General features: G+C 35.1%; 20 protein-coding genes and 1 pseudogene. 11 read left to right on the top strand and 10 right to left on the bottom strand.

Translation table 11 applies throughout. The features are described 5' to 3' along the window. Positions 1-5 precede the first annotated feature (5 nt). Positions 6-722: a TrmH family RNA methyltransferase gene (locus tag DSM00_RS15275; RefSeq protein WP_128758848.1), complete on the top strand. Its 717-nt coding sequence runs from the start codon at positions 6-8 to the stop codon at positions 720-722. Between the two features lie 2 nt (positions 723-724). On the opposite strand, the gene DSM00_RS15270 is transcribed toward DSM00_RS15275, so the two are convergent. The 3 genes from DSM00_RS15270 to ubiE are packed head-to-tail and all read right to left on the bottom strand — an operon-like array spanning position 725 to position 2,908. Beyond that, positions 725-1,474: a class I SAM-dependent methyltransferase gene (locus tag DSM00_RS15270; RefSeq protein ID WP_128758847.1), complete on the bottom strand. Its 750-nt coding sequence runs from the start codon at positions 1,472-1,474 to the stop codon at positions 725-727. Continuing rightward, entirely contained in the window at positions 1,474-2,175 is a 702-nt protein-coding gene (gene porT, locus DSM00_RS15265) for a type IX secretion/gliding motility protein PorT/SprT (RefSeq protein WP_128758846.1), read from the bottom strand. The genes DSM00_RS15270 and porT overlap by 1 nt, the downstream gene beginning before the upstream one ends. 4 nt (positions 2,176-2,179) lie before the next feature. Further along, on the bottom strand, positions 2,180-2,908 hold the full coding sequence (gene ubiE, locus DSM00_RS15260; RefSeq protein ID WP_128758845.1) for a bifunctional demethylmenaquinone methyltransferase/2-methoxy-6-polyprenyl-1,4-benzoquinol methylase UbiE: 729 nt from the start codon (positions 2,906-2,908) through the stop codon (positions 2,180-2,182). Between the two features lie 126 nt (positions 2,909-3,034). On the opposite strand from ubiE, the gene trkA reads away from it, so the two are divergent. From trkA to DSM00_RS15240, 4 genes and pseudogenes are all read left to right on the top strand, one after another. Beyond that, complete coding sequence (gene trkA, locus DSM00_RS15255) at positions 3,035-4,384, top strand: Trk system potassium transporter TrkA (RefSeq protein WP_128758844.1); 1,350 nt, start codon at positions 3,035-3,037, stop codon at positions 4,382-4,384. Between the two features lie 4 nt (positions 4,385-4,388). Beyond that, positions 4,389-5,897, top strand: a complete 1,509-nt coding sequence (locus DSM00_RS15250; protein ID WP_164916357.1) for a TrkH family potassium uptake protein — start codon at positions 4,389-4,391, stop codon at positions 5,895-5,897. A 116-nt stretch (positions 5,898-6,013) separates the two neighbouring features. After that, positions 6,014-6,991 (top strand): YpdA family putative bacillithiol disulfide reductase, encoded by a 978-nt coding sequence (locus DSM00_RS15245; protein WP_128758842.1) that lies wholly within the window; start codon positions 6,014-6,016, stop codon positions 6,989-6,991. 123 nt (positions 6,992-7,114) lie between these two features. Further along, positions 7,115-7,642: pseudogene (locus tag DSM00_RS15240) on the top strand (fasciclin domain-containing protein). A 71-nt stretch (positions 7,643-7,713) separates the two neighbouring features. Here the strand turns inward: DSM00_RS15240 and DSM00_RS15235 are convergent. Both DSM00_RS15235 and DSM00_RS15230 read right to left on the bottom strand, forming a co-directional pair. Further along, entirely contained in the window at positions 7,714-8,910 is a 1,197-nt protein-coding gene (locus DSM00_RS15235; protein ID WP_128758841.1) for a pyridoxal phosphate-dependent aminotransferase, read from the bottom strand. A gap of 15 nt (positions 8,911-8,925) precedes the next feature. Next, the gene (locus DSM00_RS15230; protein WP_128758840.1) at positions 8,926-10,032 is read right to left on the bottom strand and encodes a fatty acid desaturase family protein; all 1,107 of its coding nucleotides are present in this window, start codon (positions 10,030-10,032) and stop codon (positions 8,926-8,928) included. A gap of 139 nt (positions 10,033-10,171) precedes the next feature. Here DSM00_RS15230 and rsmG point away from each other — a divergent pair, with 139 nt between their 5' ends. Then, complete coding sequence (gene rsmG, locus DSM00_RS15225) at positions 10,172-10,801, top strand: 16S rRNA (guanine(527)-N(7))-methyltransferase RsmG (RefSeq protein WP_128758839.1); 630 nt, start codon at positions 10,172-10,174, stop codon at positions 10,799-10,801. A 35-nt stretch (positions 10,802-10,836) separates the two neighbouring features. On the opposite strand, the gene DSM00_RS15220 is transcribed toward rsmG, so the two are convergent. The 5 genes from DSM00_RS15220 to DSM00_RS15200 all read right to left on the bottom strand — a co-directional run bounded on the left by DSM00_RS15220 (position 10,837) and on the right by DSM00_RS15200 (position 15,930). Beyond that, positions 10,837-11,115, bottom strand: coding sequence for a hypothetical protein (locus tag DSM00_RS15220; RefSeq protein ID WP_128758838.1), 279 nt, complete (start codon positions 11,113-11,115; stop codon positions 10,837-10,839). Between the two features lie 149 nt (positions 11,116-11,264). Then, the gene (pruA, locus tag DSM00_RS15215) at positions 11,265-12,893 is read right to left on the bottom strand and encodes an L-glutamate gamma-semialdehyde dehydrogenase (RefSeq protein WP_128758837.1); all 1,629 of its coding nucleotides are present in this window, start codon (positions 12,891-12,893) and stop codon (positions 11,265-11,267) included. Positions 12,894-13,021: 128 nt separating this feature from the next. Then, on the bottom strand, positions 13,022-13,408 hold the full coding sequence (gene apaG, locus DSM00_RS15210; RefSeq protein WP_128758836.1) for a Co2+/Mg2+ efflux protein ApaG: 387 nt from the start codon (positions 13,406-13,408) through the stop codon (positions 13,022-13,024). A 4-nt stretch (positions 13,409-13,412) separates the two neighbouring features. Further along, positions 13,413-14,642 carry a DUF3667 domain-containing protein gene (locus DSM00_RS15205; RefSeq protein ID WP_128758835.1) on the bottom strand — a complete coding sequence of 410 codons (1,230 nt, stop codon included), beginning with the start codon at positions 14,640-14,642 and terminating at the stop codon, positions 13,413-13,415. 28 nt (positions 14,643-14,670) lie between these two features. After that, positions 14,671-15,930, bottom strand: coding sequence for a type IX secretion system plug protein (locus DSM00_RS15200; RefSeq protein WP_128758834.1), 1,260 nt, complete (start codon positions 15,928-15,930; stop codon positions 14,671-14,673). A 244-nt stretch (positions 15,931-16,174) separates the two neighbouring features. On the opposite strand from DSM00_RS15200, the gene DSM00_RS15195 reads away from it, so the two are divergent. The 5 genes from DSM00_RS15195 to nqrE are packed head-to-tail and all read left to right on the top strand — an operon-like array spanning position 16,175 to position 20,915. Further along, complete coding sequence (locus tag DSM00_RS15195; protein ID WP_128758833.1) at positions 16,175-17,527, top strand: Na(+)-translocating NADH-quinone reductase subunit A; 1,353 nt, start codon at positions 16,175-16,177, stop codon at positions 17,525-17,527. Between the two features lie 5 nt (positions 17,528-17,532). Then, on the top strand, positions 17,533-18,744 hold the full coding sequence (locus tag DSM00_RS15190; RefSeq protein WP_128758832.1) for an NADH:ubiquinone reductase (Na(+)-transporting) subunit B: 1,212 nt from the start codon (positions 17,533-17,535) through the stop codon (positions 18,742-18,744). Then, the gene (locus DSM00_RS15185) at positions 18,744-19,481 is read left to right on the top strand and encodes a Na(+)-translocating NADH-quinone reductase subunit C (protein ID WP_371456814.1); all 738 of its coding nucleotides are present in this window, start codon (positions 18,744-18,746) and stop codon (positions 19,479-19,481) included. Before DSM00_RS15190 ends, DSM00_RS15185 begins: the two co-directional genes overlap by 1 nt. Positions 19,482-19,483: 2 nt before the next feature. Beyond that, a complete protein-coding gene (locus DSM00_RS15180; RefSeq protein ID WP_128758830.1) occupies positions 19,484-20,131 on the top strand; it encodes an NADH:ubiquinone reductase (Na(+)-transporting) subunit D in 648 nt (215 codons plus the stop codon). 49 nt (positions 20,132-20,180) lie between these two features. After that, a complete protein-coding gene (gene nqrE, locus DSM00_RS15175) occupies positions 20,181-20,915 on the top strand; it encodes an NADH:ubiquinone reductase (Na(+)-transporting) subunit E (RefSeq protein ID WP_128758829.1) in 735 nt (244 codons plus the stop codon).

The raw sequence follows: 20,915 nt of genomic DNA, 5'->3' as shown, positions 1-20,915 counted from the left end.
TAAGCGTGGTTAGCAAAAGCCAAATAAAATTAATAACGAGCCTTAGTCAAAAAAAGTACAGACAACAGCACGGGTTGTTTGTAGTGGAAGGAATTAAAGGTATTCAAGAATTTTTAAAATCAGATTTTAAGTTACATAGTCTATTTACGGTTGAAGGTTTTTTTACTGATGTTACCGATATTACTGTAGTTTCAGAAACTGAATTAAAAAAAATAAGTTTTCTAAAAACACCTCAGAAAGCTCTGGCGCTTTTTGCCATTCCCATATTTAAAGAAAAAAAGAAACAAGGTTTGCAACTGCTGGTCGATGATCTGCGTGATCCTGGAAATCTTGGGACTTTAATACGTTTATGCGACTGGTTTAATATTGAAAATCTTATTTGCTCAAATCATTCCGTAGATTGTTTTAACCCAAAAGTTATACAGGCAACAATGGGTTCTATTACACGAGTGAATATTACGTATACAGATTTAAATAATTACATAAGTCAACAGAATCTGCCGGTATATGGTGCATTTATGGATGGGGTATCTGTGTACGAGTCACAATTACCAGACAATGCTTTATTAATTTTAGGTAATGAGGCAAATGGAATATCAGATACTATAGCGGAGAAAGTTACACATCGTATAAGCATCCCTCAATTTGGGAATGCTAATACAGAGAGTTTAAATGTGGCAATTGCAGGAGCAATTTTAGTTAGTGAATTTAAAAGAGGTTAAAATTATTTGATTGCGCAGATGCGTAAACGTTTATAATCTGCATAAAAATGCCCATCCTTATATAGTCGCTCTTTTACGCGATCTTGTACGATTTTATGTATCGATGACACGTCTTCAGCTGGTATGCCTGTAAAATATTTACCGGCAAACATAGTCAGCCAATCTATAATTCCTGTATTGGGATCATTAAGTTTTGTAGGCCTGTCGTATAAATGAGCGAAGGTAACTTTAAAACCGTTTTTTTCTAGAAAGTAGGAATAAGTGCCAAGTTTAGGGAAATACCAGTTTACGGTTTTTGACTGTTTTACATAACCGTGCTCTTCCAGAACATCCTGCAGAGTTTCAATTATAGTAGCCACATTACCTTTACCGCCCATCTCAAGCAGTAACCTTCCGCCAGGCTTGAGGTTACTATACATAGCGGAAATTGCAGCTTCGGGATTTAATATCCAATGTAAAGTTGCATTACTAAATATGGCGTCATATTGTTTGCTGTCTATAAAGCTTTCTCCACGCGCTTCAATAAAATTGATGCCTTCAAATTGCTCTTGAGCAGCTTTAATCATTTCTGAGGAAGCATCAATACCTACAAGTTCTGCACCGCTCTGTGCAATCTCTGCTGTGAGTTCGCCGGTACCGCAGCCAAAATCAAGAATGCGTTCTCCGGCTTTAGGGTTAAGCATACTTATAAGGTCTTTCCCGTAATCAAACACAAAACCGTGCTTTTGTCTATATAAATTAGCTTCCCACATTATTGAAAGGTAAAATTTAAAAATATTCCTCGTGACTGCATTACTTCAATATTTGAAGTGTATACGCTATTCGAATTTTCATCGGGTACAAGTTCGTCAGTTAAAGCAAAAACTCCACGAATGCTAGGTGAAAATTTAAAATAGGGTAGATATAAATCGATTCCAAAACCTACTTCGTAATAGAAGGTGTTGTCTTTCATTCTAAATTGACCAGCACTATTATCGTCGGGATTGTTCTCGTTACTCGATAAATTATAGGAGTATGACAAACCGCCTACCACAAATGGTTTGAAATTGTTAAGTCTCTTAGTTGAAAATTTTACGAGTAGCGGAATATGTATATAAGTAGAGTTGAGTTCTCGTAATCGGTCATTTTCTTCACCAGCAATATCTTGATAGTAGAGATTACGACCATTATATACTAGCCCCGGTTCTAATCGCAGATCTAGATATTCATTAATACGTTTATTAACAAGCAGGCCTACATTGAAACCGTAGCTCTGTTCTACAAAAATATCTGGTCGTTGTTCTTTATAATCAAAGTTGAAATCATAACGGTTTATCCCAAAGTAATACCCAAAACTCCAGGGTTTCTTATCAAAGTTTTCATCATTAAGAATGCGCTCTCTACTCAGGAACTGAGCTTGAAGATTCGGTATAAACCAAATAAAGAAAACTAAATAAACTATAATTTTGCGCATAGTATTACTTTGATGCCGTATAGATAGTTGCAACCCCAAATGTCTGAGGATGATCTTCAACAGTAGTAAACCCTATTTTGCGCAAAATATTGTTGAGCTTCTCACCATATGGAAAAACAGATGCACTCTCACTAAGATATGCATAGGCATCTTTATCTTTTGAAAACAAACGACCTATAAGAGGTAAAATTTGATTTGAATAAAAGGTGTATCCTTGCTTAAATGGAGTTTTAGTAGGAACAGAAGTTTCTAGAATAACAAAAAGGCCGCCTGGTTTAAGGACTCTTAAAATTTCGGCTAATCCTTTTTCTAATGTTTCAAAATTGCGAATACCAAATGCTACTGTAATTGCATCAAAGTGATTATCCTCAAACGGAAGATTTTCAGAATCTGCCTGAACCATTTCTATGGTTTGATCAAGATTCTTTTCTTTTATTTTTTTCTTTCCTACCGAAAGCATTCCGGCAGAGATATCTAATCCTATTATTTTATTGGCACCGGTTTCAGCAAGATTTATTGCTAGATCCCCTGTACCTGTAGCTACATCAAGAACATTTTGCGGATTTGTAGCTGCGATCATCGCGACTACTTTTTTACGCCATTTAATATCTATCCCAAATGATATTACGCGGTTTAAGCCATCATATTCATTAGAAATAGTGTCAAACATTTTTTCAACTTGAACACGTTTTGACTGGTCAGAGTTCTTATATGGATTAATGTTACCGCTCATAACTTTTTTTATTGGCAAATATAGTATTTGTTATGAGATGCACCTGTTCTCTTTTAGTTGGCAGTTATTTTAAATATATCTCTATTAAAACGTGTACCTTTGCAAGGTTTTACCTCAAATTAAAGTATGAAGATTGTTATTGCCGGTGCAGGAGAAGTTGGTTTTCATTTAGCTAAACTTCTTTCTTTTGAATCACAAGATATCACCCTCATTGATATAGATAAGGACAGTATCGCCTATGCAGATACTCATCTTGACATACGCACAATTCGTGGAGACACGACTTCTATTGCCACCTTAAAAGAAGCGCGTATCGAAAATACAGATCTTATTATCGCGGTGACCGCAAGTGAAACGACAAACATTACAGTTTGTGTACTCGCAAAACAAATGGGAGCTAAGCGTACGATTGCAAGAATATCGAATACTGAATTTATCGAAAATCAAGAGGTCGCGGGTTTCAAGAAATTTGGGATAGACGAACTCATATCTCCCGAGAGCTTAGCTGCTTCAGAAATCGAACTGTTATTAAATCAGTCTGCTTTTAACGATAGCTATGAGTTTGAGAACGGAGCTTTAACAATGGTGGGTACCTCTTTAAGCCGTACAGCTTCATTTGTAGGGAAGAGTGTTAAGGAGGCAGCACTTATATTTCCAGAATTACATTTTATGCCTATCGCTATTCAACGTGAAGGAACACAATATACACTCATCCCTCGTGGAGATACGATTTTTAAAGAAGGAGATCAGGTGTATTTTATGACTGTTAAAGGTGGAGTGGATGAGTTATATAAACTTACTGGTAAAGCAAAACAGCGCATCAAAAATGTGATGATTTTAGGTGGAAGTAAAATTGGTTATAAGACAGCACGTGACCTTTGTACTCACAATTTTCACGTAAAGTTAGTTGAGAAGGACAGTGATAAAGCCTTTGATCTTGCTGAAAAGTTACCTAAAACTCTTGTTATACAAGGCGATGGTCGCAATGTAGAACTGTTAGAAGAAGAAAATATCTATGATATGGATGCTTTTATAGCAGTCACCGGAAATAGTGAAACCAACATAATGTCTTGCTTAGTCGCTAAGTCAAAGAGTGTTAAAAAGACAATAGCCTTAGTTGAAAATATGGATTATTTTCAGCTTTCTCATAGCATAGGTATTGATACATTAATAAATAAAAAACTTCTCGCAGCAAATAATATATTTAGGTATATACGTAAAGGAGATGTAGTCGCAATGACGAAGCTCAACAATATGAATGCAGAGCTTCTGGAATTTATAGCAAAACCCAATTCTCAAGTAATAGGCAAGCGCATACGTGATTTAGATTTTCCACGTTCAGCAACTATAGGTGGAATTGTACGTGAGGGACGCGGTATAATTGCTTTAGGAGATCATAAGATTAAAGTGGGAGACCGTATTGTAGTATGTTGCTTATTACGCTCTATTAATAAAGTAGAACGTATGTTTATCTAATAAGATGCCAAACAGACCAAGACTTAATTATAAGATCATATTTCACCTAATGGGTGTATTACTGCTATTTAATGGTGGTTTTATGCTTATCTCAGCCATAATTGGTTATTTTTATGATAATATATCTATAGCTTTAGGAATTATATCTTCTGGGTTGATCACGCTATTTACCGGATTAATGTTTATGTTCTTTACGCGAGATCATAAAAAAGTAATTCAAAAGCGGGAAGGATATATAGTTGTTACGTTTGGATGGATATTTATGTCCTTAAGTGGATGCTTGCCATATTTACTAACGGGAAGTATTCCTTCATTTACTAATGCCTTTTTTGAAACAATGAGTGGTTATACCACTACAGGAGCTTCGATACTAAATGATATTGAAGCTATACCAAATGGCATTTTATTTTGGCGAAGTACTACACATTGGATAGGAGGGATGGGAATAATTGTTTTAGCAATTGCCATTTTACCCTTATTAGGTATTGGCGGAATGCAGCTTTTTGCAGCTGAAGCACCCGGTCCCAATGCAGATAAACTGCATCCACGTATTACAGATACGGCAAAGCGACTATGGCTAATATATTTTGGATATACAGTTGCCGAAACTATACTACTTAAACTTGCCGGCATGTCTTTTTTAGATGCCATAAATCACGCAATGAGCACCCTGTCTACTGGTGGATTTAGTACTAAGAATGCTAGTGTCGCATATTGGAATGATAATCCCGCAGTGCAGTATATTATTATCATCTTTATGTTTCTCGCAGGGACAAACTTTGTCTTAAGTTATTTTGCATTTAAGGGTAAACTCCGCAATGTTTGGAAAGATGAAGAGTTCAAACTTTATACGGCCTTTACTGTAGGTTTTACCATATTAGTAGTATTTATAATCATATTAAAAGCAGACGTTTCTATTTCTTCCATAAATCATCCTATGGTTTTAGGAGAGTATGAAAGTGCTATACGACATGGTCTTTTTCAGGTGATTTCGGTAATCACTACGACCGGTTTTGTATCTGCAGACTTTACGATGTGGGCGCCATTTGCAACAATGATTTTCTTTGGTCTGATGTTCTTAGGTGGTTCAGCGGGATCAACCTCCGGAGGAATTAAGGTTGTGCGGCATTTGATGATTATACGTAATGGTATTCTAGAATTTAAGCGAACATTACACCCTAACGCTATTTTACCGGTGCGTCATAATGGAAAATCGGTTTCTAAAGAGATCGTATTTAATATCCTCGGATTCTTTATTCTTTATCTTTTGGCATGGATAATAGGAGCTTGCGGATTAGCATCTATGGGATTAGACTTCCCCACAGCTTTAGGAGGTTCTGCGTCTTCATTAGGAAACGTTGGGCCAGCCTTTGGGATGTTAAGTCCGGTGAATAATTTTGATGCGCTTCCTGCAATTGGTAAATGGTGGTGTGCATTTTTAATGATGATAGGAAGATTAGAACTATTTACGGTTCTTATTCTCTTTACACCCTTCTTTTGGCGTAATCGCTAGTAACAGTTAAATTTACAAGAGCGTAAGGTTTTAGTGAGCATGTTGTCTAATTTAAAAACCCTATGTGAGTGAACGATTGAATTAAAAAAATCTTTAATTCAAAAAAAAAAAGAACTGTGAAAAATTACGATCTTATTATAGTAGGAGGTGGTCCTATAGGCTTAGCCTGTGGTATTGCAGCTACAAAAGCCGGACTTGATTATGTTATTTTAGAAAAAGGAGTTCTCGTTAATTCGTTATACAATTTCCCAGAGAATATGACTTTTTTCTCTACCTCAAATTTATTAGAAATAGGGGATGTCCCATTTGTTGCGCATAATGATAAACCTACACGTAAGGAGGCTTTAGAATATTATCGAAGAGTATATGACAGCTGGAAACTAAAGGTGCAGCTTTATACGCCGGTAATGAGTATGAATAAATCTGATGACGGGTATATTTTAGTGACTCCTAAAGGTGAATTTTCTACAAAATCTGTAATTGTGTCAACTGGATTTTATGATACACCGCGCAAATTGAACATCCCTGGGGAAGATCTGCCAAAGGTTAAGCACTTTTATGATAGTCCACATCCCTATGTCAATCAAAAAGTACTCGTTGTCGGTGCAGCTAATTCTGCTTGTGATGTAGCTTTAGAAACTTTTTATAAGGGTGCTGAGGTAACGATGGCAATACGCAGTAATGAAATCTATCCAAAAACCAAATACTGGATAAAGCCAAATATAGAAAACCGAATTAAGGAAGGTTCTATTAAAGCCTATTTTGAAACTTCAGTTAAAGAAATTAAATCTCATAGCGTTATCCTTAATACTCCCGATGGAGAAATTGAGATCGAAAATGATTTTGTTTTAGCGATGATAGGCTATACTCCAGATTACAGTCTGTTTTCTCGATTAGGACTTCCAGTGGATGAAACTGATTTAAAGAAACCCATACACGATCCAGAAACGCTGGAGACGCCTCTTCAAAATGTATATGTTGCTGGGGTTATCAACAGCGGTTTAAATACCAGTAAATTATTTATAGAGAACACTAGAGTACATGCTGATATGATTATAACGCACCTAAAAAAAGAACTTAGCCAATTAGCGTAGATGGTTAATGTTTTCATAAAGGTCTATTCTAGAAAAAACCTCTTCGTACATCTCGCTCGTATGTGTAGTGTAACTAAAAAAATTACACATATGAAAAAGATGAATTCAATTACAAAAGTTTTTATGATCGCTTTTATGGCTGTAGGTGCTTTAGCCACTGCTCAGGAAACTAAAATGGTAGGTGGTGCAGAAATGTATCCTACAAAGAATATTGTTGAAAATGCAGTTAATTCTAAAGATCACACAACATTAGTTGCTGCAGTTACTGCTGCAGAATTAGTAGAAACTCTACAGAGTGAAGGTCCTTTTACGGTGTTAGCTCCAGTTAATGATGCGTTTAATAATTTACCTGAAGGTACTGTTGAAACACTTTTAAAGCCTGAAAATAAAACTGCTCTTCAAGGCGTATTAACCTATCACGTAATTGCAGGTAAGCATACTGCAGAAGATATCATGAAAGATATTGAAGCTGGGAATGGTACTGCAGAATAGACTACAGTTAATGGTCAATTATTAACGGGTATGGTTGCTGATGGAAAAGTGAAAATTAAAGATCAAGCTGGGAATGTTGCAACTGTAACAATCGCCGATGTTAATCAATCAAATGGTGTTATTCACGTAATTGATACGGTGCTGCTTCCAAAGATGTAAGGGCTTAATATAGAAATTAAAAAAGCGACCAGAAATGGTCGCTTTTTTTATATGTATTTTGGAGATTCAGATTATGAAACTGCCTTTTTAATGCGAGACATTGCCTCAATAATTTGTTCTTTGCTTGCAGCATAAGATATGCGTATGCAGTTAGGATTACCAAAAGCTTCTCCTGTAACCGTAGCAACGTTAGCCTCCTCTAATAAGAAAAGAGCGAAGTCTGATGCATTTTTAATTTCAGTACCATTAAGAGTCTTGCCTAAATAATAGGATACATTTGGAAAAACGTAAAACGCACCTTCAGGTTCATTACATTCAAAACCGGGAATATCGCTTAATAAACCAAGAATCAATTTTCTACGTTCTTTAAACTCATCAACCATAAATTGAATTTTGCTAACTGGTGCCTCTAATGCAGTAATCACAGCACGTTGAGCAATACAGTTTGCACCACTGGTTACTTGACCTTGTATTTTATTACAAGCTCTAGCGATATAAGAAGGAGCTCCAATGTAACCTATTCTCCAGCCTGTCATAGCAAATGCTTTTGCAACACCGTTTACTGTAACTGTGCGATCAAACATATCATCAAACTGTGCCATACTTGCGTGACCGCCTACATAGTTAATGTGCTCATAGATCTCGTCACTTACAACTATAATTTCGGGATATTTTTGAAGCACGTCTGCAAGAGCGCGTAGTTCTGCTTCACTATAAATAGATCCACTTGGATTACACGGCGAGCTATACCAAAGCATTTTTGTCTTAGGAGTTATAGCTGCCTCTAATTGCTCTGGAGTCATTTTAAAATCGGTATCCAGTGAAGTTTGCACTTCAACAGGAACACCTTCTGCAAGTTGTACGATGTCTGCGTAACTTACCCAATAAGGACAAGGTAATATAACTTCGTCTCCAGGGTTTAGGCAAACCTGTGCAATATTATAAAGGGATTGTTTAGCTCCGGTAGAAACAACTATCTGTGTACGATCGTAAACAAGATTGTTATCACGTTTAAATTTTGTAATAATAGCATCTTTTAATTCAACATAACCATCTACAGGAGAATAGCTGTTGTAATTGTCGTTTACGGCTTGTATCGCAGCATCTTTAATAAAATCTGGTGTATTAAAGTCTGGCTCACCAAGGCTTAAACCTATAATATCTTTACCTTCAGCTTTAAGCTCACGAGCTTTTGCCGCCATTGCAAGAGTAGCAGAAGTTGCCAGATTGTTTATACGATCAGAGAGTTGATTGGTAGTTGTTTCCATTAAATAACTTAGAATTTAGGCTGATTGTAGAGCGGGTTGCATACCCATCTCCTTTAAATATTTGAAATGAGCAATTATTGCTTTACGTGTGGTTTTGTACTCGTTATAAGGTAAATTAAATTCCTTAGCCGTTTCTCTAACTATCTTAGAAATGCTAGTATAATGAATATGACTAATATTAGGGAAGATATGATGTTCAACCTGATGATTTAGACCACCCGTAAACCAGTTTACAATTCTATTTTTTGTAGAGAAATTTACCGTTGTAAATAACTGATGAATAGCCCATGTGTTTTTCATTGTTCCTGAATTGTCTGGTAATGGCATGTCTGCCTCATCAATCACGTGTGCAAGTTGAAATACCATACTTAAGATCACACCAGCAGTATAATGCATTACAAAAAATCCTATAAGCACTTTCCACCAAGCTATGTCTAAAATTAAAAGTGGTAGAACTATCCAGATACTAACATAAATGATTTTTGTAATAACTAGTTTTGTCCATTCTACTTTTGGATTCGGAAACTCACCATAAGAAAGTTTTCGTTTTAGATATCGCTTCATTTGAAGAAAATCTGTGGTTATGGCCCAATTAAAGGTCAATAAACCATATAGCAGAATAGAATAATAATGCTGAAAACGGTGGTGTTTGTACCACGGTGAATGTTTTGAGAAACGAAGTATTCTACCCGCTTCAAGATCTTCATCGTGACCATGTATATTTGTATACGTGTGGTGCAACACATTATGTTGAACCTGCCAGTTGTATACATTACCCGCAAGTATATAAATACTGCCTCCCATTATTTTGTTAACCCATTTTTTTTTAGAAAATGAACCGTGATTTCCATCATGCATCACGTTCATTCCCACACCTGCCATACCTATACCCATCACGATAGTAAGTAGTAATTGAGACCAACCTGGTAAATCCAGAGTTAATAATAAAAAATAAGGTGCTAGAAATATTGAAAACATAACTGCAGTTTTTATAAATAACTTCCAGTTACCGGTGCGTTCTACATTATTTTCTTTGAAATAACTATTTACGCGTTTGTTCAATGTTCTAAAAAAATTAGCTGAATCTACGCGTGAAAACTTAATTGTCTTTTGATTTGTCATATACTTTCTGCTTAATATAAAAGCGCTTAAAAAGCACTTTACAACGCAACCTCAAAAATAAGATTTATATCTTTTTAAGGCATATTAATACTGTAATTTAACGCTGTAAAACCTAATTTTGTTGCGATAAAAGTTGATTATGATTCTAATAGACAAATATTTTACAGATCTTGATGAAAATCAGATCTTTCAGTTTAAAAAATTAAATGAATTGTATCAGGATTGGAACTTGAAAATCAATGTAGTTTCTCGCAAAGATATTGATGAAATTTACCTTAGACATGTCTTGCATTCTCTAGGTATTGCTAAAATTCAAAAGTTTAATCCGGGTGCTTCGATTTTAGATGTAGGTACCGGTGGTGGATTTCCTGGGATTCCATTAGCAATATTATTCCCTGAAACACAATTTCATCTAGTAGATAGTATAGGAAAGAAAATTAAGGTTGTAGAAGAGGTAAGTGAGGGTTTAGGTCTTAAAAATGTGAAGATCACAAATGATCGTGTTGAAAATGTAGATGGTCAATATGATTTTATTGTAAGTAGAGCAGTAGCTCAAATGGAAACATTTGTTCATTGGGTAAAGGGTAAAATTGCGAAGAAAAGTGAGCACGAATTGAAAAACGGAATCTTATATTTAAAAGGAGGAGACCTTTCTGAAGAATTAAAGCTATATACAACAGCTAAAATATATGATCTAAAGGATTATTTTGAAGAAGATTTCTTCGACACTAAAAAGGTAGTCCATCTACCACTTAAGTTTAAAGGATAATAATAAAAGCGACTGTAATAAGTCGCTTTTATTAATTAAGTACGTAGCATATTGTAATAAGTTGTATTGCAACGACTACCAAATCTTCTTAAAAGATCTTGAGCTTTTTCTATTAAAGTAGTTTTCTGATCAGATTGAATTTCTAAAAGTGTATACTCTAGATCTCTCAGTTTTTCTTCTATCGTCTCAGGATCTTTAACTAAATATAACTTTTCTTTTTTTCGAGTGATTTTACGTTTACTCTTTTTTTTTGAAACATCAATTACCGAGTAATTTACCTTCAAAACATACATTTTGTTTTCTTCTGTCGTCATAGTCCTAATATTTTGATTGGTAAATATAGAAAATAGCTTTCAATTAACCTTAAATTTATGTTCAGTTAACATTTAGGTAACATTCAAAATATGTTTAATAAAAAAGCTGCTAGAATTTCTAGCAGCTTTTAGAGGTAATTAAACCTGTATTATTCTCCTAAAAATGGATATCTATAGTCCACTGGAGTCACAAAAGTTTCCTTAATAAGTCGAGGAGATGCCCATCGCAATAAGTTAAGTGCACTTCCTGCTTTGTCATTGGTTCCAGAAGCTCGAGCACCACCAAAAGGTTGTTGCCCTACAACTGCACCAGTACATTTATCGTTAATGTAAAAATTACCTGCTGCATTTTGAAGTACATCTGTAGCTTCGGTGATCGCATAGCGATCTGTAGCTAGTACAGCACCTGTTAATGCGTACTCACTCGTACCGTCAACTAATTTTAAAGTTTCTGACCACTTTTCATCTTCATATACATAAATGGTAACAACAGGCCCAAAAAGTTCTGTTTCCATAGTGGTATATTTAGGATCTGTAGTTAAGATGACCGTAGGTTCTACAAAGTAGCCCTTTGTCTTGTCGTAGTTACCTCCAGCAATTATCTCTGCGTTTTCATCAGATTTTGCCTGATCGATATATTTAGCAAGTTTATCAAAAGAGGCTTCGTGAATAACTGCAGTGATAAAGTTGCTCATATCTTCTGGGGATCCCATTTTAAAAGACTTGATGTCTGCAAGAAGAGAATCTTTAACCTCAGGCCATATAGATTTAGCTACATAAATACGGCTTGCCGCACTACATTTTTGTCCTTGAAACTCAAAAGCTCCACGTGCAATTGCAGTAGAAACTTGTTGTGGGTTTGCAGTATGATGCGCAACAATAAAATCTTTACCTCCAGTCTCACCTACAATACGCGGATACGTTTTATAGTTGTGGATATTAGCACCTATTTTTGCCCAAATATCTTTAAAAACGTGGGTAGAACCTGTAAAATGTATTCCTGCAAAATCTGGATTAGCTAAAACAGTGTCTGTAATCATTACAGGATCTCCCATTACCATATTAATTACACCTGCGGGAACTCCTGCTTCTTCAAAAACATCCATTATAACTTTAGCCGAGTAAACTTGGCTATCACTAGGTTTCCATACTACTACATTACCCATTAATGCAGCTGAAGCCGGTAAATTACCGGCAATTGCTGTAAAATTAAATGGAGTAATTGCATAAACAAATCCTTCTAACGGGCGATACTCTACACGGTTCCAGGCTGCAGAAGATGATTCTGGCTGCTCTGCATAAATTTCACTCATATACTGAACGTTAAATCGCAAGAAGTCTATAAGCTCACAAGCAGCATCAATTTCGGCTTGAAAGATATTTTTTGACTGTGCAAGCATAGTTGCAGCATTAATTTTTGATCTGTAAGGACCTTGTATAAGCTCTGCAGCTTTTAAAAATATTGCAGCGCGATGCTCCCAAGGCATTTTAGACCATTTTTTGCGAGCTTCTAAAGCAGTAGAAATGGCAGAATCAATATGAGATTTCTCAGCAAGATGATATTCTCCTAATATATGTTGATGATCGTGTGGAGGAGACATCGGTTTTGTGTTACCGGTTTCTATTTTTTCTCCATTGATATAAATAGGAACATTAATTTTGCTATTGTATAACTCTTTATAAGAATTAAGAACTTCTTCGCGTTCTGGAGATCCCGGTGCGTATGATTTTACCGGTTCATTTATGGCTACTGGTACTTCAAAAAATCCTTTTGACATGCTTAAATATTTTATTCGAATTCAATTTTTAGGATTGAAAGATACAAAATATTAGAGGGATGCCCTATGCCGTTTTACGTGCTAATTTTAGTAAAATAGGACTATAAATTTTTAGTGAGTTAACTCAATTAATTAAGTGTATGAATTGCATTGAGATTAAATGAAGGTATCTCAACTTTAAATTGTTCTGAAGTAGCAAAATTTATCATAATATAATAGCCTCGCATTGAACCGAAAGGAGATTTTAATAAACACCCTGATGAATACGTATGAGTTTCTCCGGTTTTTAGAACCGGTTTCTTGCCAATGACACCTTCACCTACAACCCGTTCGGGATTGTTAAGGGCATCAAAAATAAACCAAGATCTGCTTAAGAGTTGTACTGTATCTCTGCTATTGTTTGTAATCGATATTTGGTAACCATATGCATAATAGGTTTCATTATTTTTCATAAATGAACCTTCAAAGTGAGTATCTACAGAAACTCGAATGCCTTTTGTGATTTGTTCTACCATCGTCTTAGTAGGTTGCGGCAGTTATAATAAGAAATAAAATGCCTGTAAATGATGTGAGAACTAAAAATACAATATTTAAAAATAAAAATTTTAAAAGTGTCTTAATATGTCCTTCAGAATAGAAATTTTTAAGAGCTATGTAAAAATATATTGGTGCAACAATCATAAATAAAATGGTTGCTACAACAGCATTACCAAGAAAGCTATCTGGTATTAATGCTAATAAAAGAACCAAAAATAGAAAGGTGAAAACGTGAAATATAAAAATTACATGTTCTATATATGTGCGTTTTCTATAAATAACAAAGATTTTTCTTGCAAAACTTAGTGTTGATAGAATGATGGGGCCGATGTATGGGATGATAAAAATTTTTCTTAGAGTTTTGCTATCTGTATTTAGTAGGGTAGATTTCGCTGTTTTATACGATTCCCTTTTAAAGTATATAAGCATAAAAAATAATGCAAATATAGGAGTGAAGAAGAATAGGAATAGCGGAATCTTTTTAGATAAATAAGACGCAAATAGAAGCGGCTCTTCTAATATACGATTGTATGTGGTGCTGCGGTCGTAGAGCCAAAGATTAATTCGACTTTTATCGTACGCCAAACTATCAAGTGCTTGTGGAGCATTTTTGATATCTGTGCTCGTGGCAAAATCTTTAAAGAGCGCTAGTTTATTTTTAGTTCTACTATAAAAGGTGTTTTGATTAATTTTTTCTTCAGGTAAATATGAAAAAGGTGTTTTTATAGAGTCGGTTTTATTGATCTCTTTATAATTTTCTCGGTAGTATTTAATTGAATCTAGCGGTATTTTTGAGTCTTCTGTGGTAAATTCTGAAAATACTTCCTGAAAACCCTCCAGTTCTGTAGATGATTTCTTTGGTAATACAAAATCTAAAAATCCACTCAATAAAAAGTAAATTATACTGATGCTTAAGTAAAACCGAAATGGATTGGCATAAGTGAGTCGCTTGCCATTTACATAACGCAGTGTGATTTTACCTGGTTTAAATAATATATCCTTAAGCGTGTAATAAATACGCGAATCGTAATTGATAAGGCTTACAATAAACTCATTGAAATAGTTACCTAAAGAAAGTTTTTTAGTTGAATTAATTTGTCCGCAATACGGACAATATTTATGAGTTATTTTTAGTGTACGCTCACAGTTTAAGCAGATATTAGATCTATGCTGGAGCTTATTTTGTGAAGAAACGGATAGTTTTAATTTCAAGTTTTAAATATAAACTGAATTTTTATATTTAGTTGCGGCGCACATTAGAAATTGAAGTCGATAATGCGTTGCCAGTACCTATTAATTCATCAAAACGAGCACCAGGCGCCCTATAATAAATAAGTACGGTGTACTCATTTTCAGTTTGCCAGAAATCTCCACTTATTGGATTGTGATTTAACTTAATTCCATCTTTTGCTACTACATATCGATAATTATAATAACCTTGTTTTAGTAGAAGTGGCAACTCGTACAATTGAGTTTCTTCATTGTAAATCATTTTTGTAGATTCTTCAAGCGTATAATTATTGAAATTTCCGTAGACATAAATGGATTCTCCTGCGGGGCGTTTAGGATGTTGAAGATTAAAATGAATCCAAGCATACTCGGCGTTTACTTTGGGGTCTGCGCCTTGTAATGTGCGTATGGCAAAGTTTCCGTTTAAATCTGGATTATATGTATAAGTAGTTTCTGCTCTTGTATTATTTCCGTAGAGATAATTATGGTAGAGATCTAAGAGTTCTACAAATTGAATCCTATTTGTCGCAGCCCTAATGTCTTTATTATCAAAGTCAAAAAACTCATTGCCGGCATAAAAGGACGTTTTCTCATCGTAAAGGTATTGCAATTGATTTCCTAAACTATATTGAGGTTTTATATTAGAGATGCTTGTATTTAAATTGTTATTCTGAAGAATGAGCGTATTGATAGTTTGATCGGGATTAACAATAATGTTCTCACCAAGATCTACTGTGATGGCTATCGCTTGTTTATTTTCTATAAATTCAAGATCTCTCGTTCTCAAAACTTCTACACCTACTGAAACTAGGGAGTTGTAGATCATAAATTTTCTTGAAAATACAATCTCATCCTCTTCATTATAAATTTCCAAGAGGTAATTGCCGCTCTTTAATAATGCGGTGGTATTGCTATTGGGAATTTGCAACTCATAATGAGTATATAGCTGAAGTGTACTTACCGAATTTGTGTAATTGAAAATACGCACATCGTCAATGCCACTTAAATATTCGGTCTTAGCCAGCACTGAAGGCGTCCAGTCATAATTATGATGCGTGATTCTATAATAGTAATTAGCCTCATCACCTATTATATCATCAAAACTCAAATTTAAGGGTTGGCCAAGTTGAATTAGCGGTAATTGACTTTGAGCTGTATTACCATAAAACTGTACAGATTTTATGTAGGGCGGAGCAGGAACTTCTTGAGCTTTTTGACTATGAATTGTACAGAATGAAAATAAGGCAATTAGTAACGAAAACGTTTTCATACGTGCAAGGTGAAATTATATGTCAAATGTAGCGAATTATATTGCTTATTTGTAAACAATCTCAATAAGGGGTAAATATGCATCTTGTAAGCCTTTGTCGCGTAAAGTTTAAGAAATAGGCATTAATAATAAATATTTTTAACCTGTACTTTGTGTTATGAGCATGTAAAATTTGTAAATTCGCACTCCTCAATTCCAGCATATAATGGGTTGAGTTTAACAAGAACTTTAACATATACTTCCTATGTCAAAAGACATTAAGATCAAAAGGGGTCTTGATATTAAGTTAGTGGGTGAGGCTGAGCATATTATCTCAGATGCGCCCCGGTCAAGAACCTATGTGATCAAGCCTTCAGATTTTCATCTTGTAACTCCTAAGATGCTTTTTAAAGAAGGAGCTACTATTAAAGCAGGAGAACCGCTTTTCTATGCAAAGAAAGACCCTAGTATCAAATTTGTTTCTCCCGTAAGTGGAATTCTTAGAGAGATTAAACGCGGTGCAAAACGAGTTATTGTAAGTATTGTAATTGAAGCAGATGGTAGAGATACTACGGTGGAATTTCCTATGCTTGATGTGAATACTGCAGATGCCGCAACTATTAAGGAGCGTATTTTAGAATCTGGTCTGTGGCCATTTATTAAGCAACGTCCATATGATGTTATTGCTAGTACTAAAACAGAACCTTCTGCAATTTATATCTCGGGTCATAATAGTGCACCTCTAGCGCCAGACTACAATTTTATTCTTCAGGGTAAAGAAGCTGCTTTACAGGCAGGGTTTACTGCGTTAAGTAAATTAACTTCAGGTAGAATTCATTTAGGAGTAGCGCAAGTTGCAAATTCTGTTTTCTCTAAGTTGAGTAACGTTGAAATGCATACAGTTGTCGGTCCACATCCTAGTGGAAATGTAGGTACACTTATTAATAAAGTATCTCCTATTAATAAAGGAGAAACTGTGTGGACAATTACTCCAGAAAATTTAGCGATAATAGGTGAGTTGTTTATTACAGGTAAATTCAATTCTGAGCGTATCATATCAGTTTCTGGATCACGTGTTAAAGCGCCAAAATATTATAGAACTAAGATAGGAGCTGAGGTTTCAACATTTGCTTATTCAGCAGGAATCGAGGGTGATAATGTGCGTATGATATCTGGTAATATTCTTACTGGAAATCAAGTTTCTGCAGAAGGTCACTTAGGATATTATCATAATGAATTTGTAGCCATTCCTGAAGGAAATGATTATGAATTCTTTGGCTGGAATAAGCCAGTTTTTAATAAAATTTCTTCATCAAGAGCGTTAACCTTCTCTTGGTTATTTCCAAATAAAAAATACGATTTAGATACAAATACAAATGGTGAGCACAGAGCATTTGTGGTAACCGGAAACTACGAGGAAGTTTTTCCTCTAGATATTTATCCACTTCAATTACTAAAGGCTTGTATGGTTCAAGATCTTGATGCAATGGAAGCTTTGGGTATGTATGAGGTTGCTCCAGAAGATTTTGCGTTGACCGAGTTTGTATGTGTTTCAAAACAACCACACCAAGCAATCATTCGTAAAGGACTTGACTTAATGCACGAAGAAATAGGATAAGAGCAATGGGATTAAAAGAAAAATTACACGGAATTAAAGAAGATTTCAAAGGCAAGAAAATGGCTCCTGCATTTAATGCGTTGCATACATTTTTATATACGCCTGATGAAACTACGCATAGTGGTGGTCACGTAAGAGCGGTTGATGATCTTAAGCGTACTATGAATACAGTTATTATGGCACTTATACCAGTGCTTATATGGGGTATTTTTAATACAGGGTATCAGCATTATTCAGCTGTAGATGCAGCGCAAGGAGTTATTAGAGAGGCTAGTTTATTTGGCAACTTTTTTACTTGGGATAATTTTATAATGGGAGCTTGGACAGTTCTTCCTCTTGTAATAATATCTTATGCTGTAGGTCTGGGAGTAGAATTTATATTTGCTGTTATTAAAGGACATGAGGTTGAAGAAGGTTACTTAGTGACCGGGATGCTAGTTCCTTTGATTGTACCGGTAGATATTCCATTATGGATGCTTGCTGTAGCAGTTATTTTTGGAGTTGTTATAGGTAAAGAAGTTTTTGGAGGTACAGGGATGAATATCCTAAATCCTGCTTTGACTATTAGAGCATTTTTATTCTTTGCATATCCTACCTGGATGAGTGGGGATAAAGTATGGGTTCACGGTGCTAAAGCAGCAGAAGGTGGAGCAGATGCAATATCTGGAGAAACAATCTTAGGGGCTTATGCTCAAAACTCTTCGGTAGTTTATGACTTCTCAGATAAATTCTTTGGTTTTATACCAGGATCAATTGGTGAGACTTCAACATTTCTAATTATTCTGGGAGGTTTGTTTTTAATGTTTACAAAAATTGCAAGCTGGAGAATAATTTTAAGTGCCATCGTAGGTGCAGCAGTAATGGGATTAATTTTCAATGGAGTTGTTGATCAAGGTTGGATAGGTGAAGGAAACACGTTTTACGGTCTTATGAGTACTCCATTTTGGGAGCATCTAGTAATAGGTGGTATTGCATTCGGAATTGTTTATATGGCAACAGACCCAGTGTCTGGATCGCAAACCAATACAGGTAAATACTGGTACGGATTTTTAATAGGTTTCTTTTCTATTATGATTCGTGTATTCAATCCGGCGTTTCCTGAAGGTGTATTCTTAGCAATTTTGTTAATGAATGTTTTTGCTCCTACGATAGATCATTATGTTGTTCAGGCAAATGTGAAGAAGCGTATGAAACGTCTAAAACTTAAAACTGCTTAATCATGGCAAATACAGATAAAAATAGTTACACAATCATCTTCGCAGTTGTGATGGTGCTTGTGGTAGGATCGCTACTTGCTTTTACAGCATCTAGTTTAAAGCCTGCAATTACAGAAAACGAGCGTTTTGAAAAGCAACAAAACATCCTTTATGCAATGGGCATAAATGAGAATGTTGAAGGTGCAGTGAATTTTATTCCTACAGATAAGGTAGAAGCAGAATTCAGCAAATACATAAAGGAACAATTAGTAATTCAAAACGGTAAAATTTCTAAAGATACTGCTGCATATTTAATAGATCTTAAAGGTCAGCTTGCAGAAGATAAAGAAGATCGTAAACTTCCTTTATTCATTGGTGAAAAAGAGGGTGAGAGCTACTATATAATTCCTTTATACGGTAAAGGTCTTTGGGATGCTATCTGGGGGTTTGTATCATTAGATAAAAACTTTGTAGTTCAAGGTGTTTATTTTGACCATAAAGGAGAAACTCCAGGCTTAGGTGCAAATATTAAAGAGCGCTATTTTATGGATGATTTTACTGGTGAAGAGATTATGTCTGGGACTCAGTTTGAAGGTATCAGCGTAGCAAAAGGTAATAATGATCCACTTAACGATCGTAAAGATGATGGTAAAGTTGATGCTCTTGCCGGTGCAACAATTACTGGAAACGGAGTTACCGCTATGATCAATAGTACGGTGAAATTATATATCCCATACCTTAAAGATTTAAAAATATAATTATGGCATTATTATCTAAAAAAGATAGAGGATTACTTTTAGATCCTCTTGCAGATAACAACCCTATTACAATTCAAGTATTGGGTATATGTTCAGCATTAGCAATTACTGCACAGCTTAAAGCTTCTATTGTAATGGGACTTTCTGTGGTGTTTGTATTGGCAATGGGTAACGTGGTTATTTCGCTTATGCGAAATATTATTCCTTCTAAGATTAGAATTATTGTACAGCTTGTTGTTGTAGCGGCTTTGGTAATTATTGTAGATCAAGTATTAAAAGCCTTTGCTTACGAGTTGAGTAAAACGCTTTCGGTATTTGTGGGACTTATAATTACTAACTGTATTATTATGGGGCGTTTTGAAGCTTTTGCTTTAGGAAATAAGCCTTGGAGATCTTTCCTTGATGGTATAGGAAATGCTGCCGGTTATGCATTGATCTTAATTATTGTAGGTTTCTTTAGAGAACTATTAGGTTCTGGTACTTTATTAGGATTTAAAGTTCTGGGAGACCCTATTACTAAAACTGGTTTGTACGCTATAGGTTATGAGAATAATGGCTTTATGCTTCTTTCTCCAATGGCTCTTATTGTGGTGGGAATTATCATTTGGATACAGCGTTCTAGGAATAGCGCACTAATTGAAGAAAATTAAAGATTCTGATTGGAGTTAATACTCCTTTCTAACTTCTTAAATAAAAAAAATGGAACACGTAGAGTTATTTTTTAAGTCAATTTTTATTGACAATATGGTATTTGCAACGTTCTTAGGAATGTGTTCTTATCTTGCGGTATCTAAAAAAGTTACTACAGCTGTAGGACTTGGAGCTGCTGTAATATTTGTACTAGCGGTAACCGTACCTATGAACTGGCTGCTAGATCAATATGTATTGCGTCCGGGAGCTCTTAAATGGTTAGGTGCTGAGTATGCAGACTTTGATTTAAGTTTCTTATCATTTATTCTCTTTATTGCCACTATTGCTACAATGGTTCAATTAGTAGAGATCGTAGTTGAGAAATTTGCGCCGGCTTTATACACATCATTAGGTATATTTTTACCTCTTATTGCTGTAAACTGTGCTATTCTTGGAGGATCACTATTTATGCAATCAAGAGATATTCAGACCCTTGGTTTAGCCTTTAACTATGGCCTTTCTTCAGGTATAGGCTGGTTTCTTGCTATTCTTGCTATTGCAGCTATTCGCGAAAAAATTAGATATTCAAATGTACCCGCTCCATTAAGAGGTTTAGGAATTACATTTATTATCACAGGTTTAATGGCGATTGGGTTTATGAGTTTTGGTGGAATGCTTACAGGTGGTGATGAAACTACTGAAGAAACAGATGAACTAGCAAAATCTCAAGTTCAAAACACAGTTACTGATTCTGAAACAGAAGTGCCTTTAGCCGAAGTTTCTAAAGAAATAAATACTAAATAA

It is taken from the genome of Leeuwenhoekiella aequorea, from assembly GCF_004104375.1.
Taxonomy (GTDB): domain Bacteria; phylum Bacteroidota; class Bacteroidia; order Flavobacteriales; family Flavobacteriaceae; genus Leeuwenhoekiella; species Leeuwenhoekiella aequorea.
This window is presented reverse-complemented; position numbering and strand designations above follow the sequence as displayed.